Annotated in this window: 1 protein-coding gene; it reads left to right on the plus strand. The window is 68.7% G+C overall.

What is annotated here, in order from left to right:
* Positions 1 to 194: 194 nt before the first annotated feature.
* Positions 195 to 1,978, plus strand: a 1,784-nt coding sequence (gene typA, locus AB0M20_RS40560; RefSeq protein WP_364306513.1) for a translational GTPase TypA, incomplete at its 3' end; no start/stop codon positions are given.

Consider the following 1,978-nt stretch of genomic DNA (forward strand, 5'->3'; position numbering starts at 1 on the left):
CCCGATCAGCAGCACCGCCATCGATGCTCGCCAGCGACCCATCCGTGCCTCCCCGTCGGCCTTGAGGAAAGGACGTTAACAGCGGTGATCACTGCCCCGCTGCCCCGCCAACCGGACAAACGGGACGGGACGGAGTGACGCACGCGATCCACCCCCGGGCGTCATCCGCAACTCCCGCCAGGAACAATGGATGCATGCAGACCCGTTCGGACCTCCGCAATGTCGCCATCATCGCGCACGTCGACCATGGCAAGACCACCCTGGTCGACGCCATGCTGCGGCAGGGCAGCCAGTTCCACGCGCGCGCCGAGATGGGCGACCGCGTGATGGACTCGATGGACCTCGAGCGGGAGAAAGGCATCACGATCCTCGCCAAGAACACGGCGATCACGTATGCGCCGGCCGAGGGCGAGCCGGTCACCATCAACATCATCGACACCCCCGGTCACGCCGACTTCGGCGGCGAGGTCGAGCGCGGCCTGACCATGGTCGACGGCGTGGTGCTGCTGGTGGACGCCTCCGAGGGGCCGCTGCCGCAGACCCGCTTCGTGCTGCGCAAGGCGCTCAAGGCGCGGATGCCGATCATCCTGGTGATCAACAAGGTGGACCGTCCCGACGCCCGCATCAAGGAGGTCGTGGACGACACGTACGAGCTCTTCCTCGACCTGGACGCCGACGAGCAGCAGATCGACTTCCCGATCGTCTACGCCTGCGCCCGCGACGGCGTCGCCTCGCTCACCCAGCCCGCCGACGGCAAGGTGCCCGACGACAGCGACAACCTCGAGCCGCTGTTCAAGACGCTGCTCACGACCATCCCGGCGCCCAAGTTCACCGAGGGCGCGCCGCTGCAGGCGCACGTCACCAACCTCGACGCGTCCCCGTTCCTCGGCCGCCTCGCGCTCTGCCGCGTGCACGAGGGCACGGTCCGCAAGGGCCAGACCGTCGCCTGGTGCCGCACCAACGGCACGGTGGAGAAGGTGCGCATCTCCGAGCTGCTGATGACCGAGGGCCTCGAGCGCAAGCCCGCCGAGCAGGCCGGGCCCGGCGACATCATGGCGGTCGCCGGCATCCCCGAGATCATGATCGGCGAGACCCTCGCCGACGCGGAGAACCCGATCCCGCTGCCGCTGATCACCGTCGACGAGCCGGCCATCTCGATGACGCTGGGCACCAACACGTCACCGATGGTCGGCAAGGTCAAGGGCGCCAAGGTCACCGCGCGCATGGTCAAGGACCGGCTCGACAAGGAACTGGTCGGCAACGTGTCGCTGCGCGTGCTGCCCACCGAGCGGCCCGACGCGTGGGAGGTGCAGGGCCGCGGTGAGCTGGCGCTGGCCATCCTGGTCGAGCAGATGCGGCGGGAGAGCTACGAGCTCACCGTCGGCAAGCCCCAGGTCGTCACCCGGACCATCGACGGCAAGATCTACGAGCCGGTCGAGCGGCTGACCATCGACTCCCCCGACGAGTACATGGGCGCCATCACCAGCCTGCTCGCCACCCGGAAGGGCCGCATGGAGCAGTTGGTCAACCACGGCACCGGCTGGATCCGCATGGAGTGGCTGGTGCCGGCCCGCGGCCTGATCGGCTTCCGCACCGAGTTCCTCACCGAGACCCGCGGCACCGGCATCCTGCACCACGTCTTCGAGGACTACGAGCCCTGGTTCGGCGAGCTGCGCACCCGCGGCAGCGGCTCGCTGGTCGCCGACCGGTCCGGGCCGGTCACCGCGTTCGCGATGACCAACCTGCAGGAGCGCGGCCAGCTCTTCGTCGACCCGGGCACCGAGGTCTACGAGGGCATGATCGTGGGCGAGAACTCGCGAGCCGACGACATGGACGTGAACATCACCAAGGAGAAGAAGCTCACGAACATGCGGTCGGCGTCGGCCGACTCGTTCGAGGCGATCGTCCCGCCGCGCAAGCTCTCCCTGGAGCAGTCCCTGGAGTTCTGCCGCGACGACGAGTGCGTCGAGGTGACCCC

Source organism: Actinoplanes sp. NPDC051633, assembly GCF_040681735.1.
Lineage (GTDB): Bacteria > Actinomycetota > Actinomycetes > Mycobacteriales > Micromonosporaceae > Actinoplanes.